Consider the following 778-nt stretch of genomic DNA (forward strand, 5'->3'; position numbering starts at 1 on the left):
TTGCACAAAAGGGTGGTAATGATGAAGTAGTGTATGGAATTGGTCCTCCTTTAAGCCCTGTAGGATTTAGGGCGTTATTTACAAAGCAACTTTGGAAAAAAGTTTTCAAGAGGGGTGATTCAGAAGCGAATGTCCAATTTGGTAATAATCCTAATCAAGTTAATCATGCTTTCAGGCACACAGATAAATTAGGCTTGGAGAGGCAGGCAGTACAGAACGCCATTAGAAAAGATTTGCAGTCAGCTGCATCGAGTATCAAATCAAACCGACCTTTTAATCAAGTTATTAGCGTTGAAGGACAGCGCATTCAATATACAGGCTACCGCCTTGTAGATGGAACTATTAACGTTGGGAGAATTCACGGTGCCCCGTAAGCCAACTGTAGATGAGCTGAGACTTATAACAAACTTGGTTTCAAAAGCAAATGACCTCCAACTTCCTATCAATTGGTCTGAGAAAATCTTAGTAAAAACTATGAGTGATGGTGGAATGGGGAGCCTGCGTCTTGATATTTCTGGTTTGTTCTCGAAAGATAGAATATTTGGCAAGCAGGTCAGTGAATGTAAGTTTATCGACATTGATGCTGTTGAGGTTATTGCATCGCTTTATGTAGATCAAAATGGGGATTTATTTGAACTTGATATTTGGAAGACTAACTTTGAAAAGCTCAAACAAATTCCTAAGAATTTTAAAGATGTCTAAATCTTAGACAATAGTCATATTAGCAAAGCCCCGGTAGAGCAATCTGCCGGGGCTTTGTCATTAAGACACCTATTCA

General features: G+C 39.1%; 2 protein-coding genes. Both read left to right on the forward strand.

Annotated features, from left to right (window positions below):
* Positions 1 to 374: hypothetical protein (locus tag Q5Y71_RS17020; protein ID WP_306043263.1), on the forward strand; the 374-nt coding region annotated here is incomplete at its 5' end.
* Complete coding sequence (locus tag Q5Y71_RS17025; RefSeq protein ID WP_306043264.1) at positions 364 to 702, forward strand: hypothetical protein; 339 nt, start codon at positions 364 to 366, stop codon at positions 700 to 702. The genes Q5Y71_RS17020 and Q5Y71_RS17025, both read left to right, overlap by 11 nt.
* Positions 703 to 778: the final 76 nt, after the last annotated feature.

This window comes from Microbulbifer sp. 2205BS26-8 (assembly GCF_030731025.1).
In the GTDB taxonomy this organism is placed as follows: domain Bacteria; phylum Pseudomonadota; class Gammaproteobacteria; order Pseudomonadales; family Cellvibrionaceae; genus Microbulbifer; species Microbulbifer spongiae.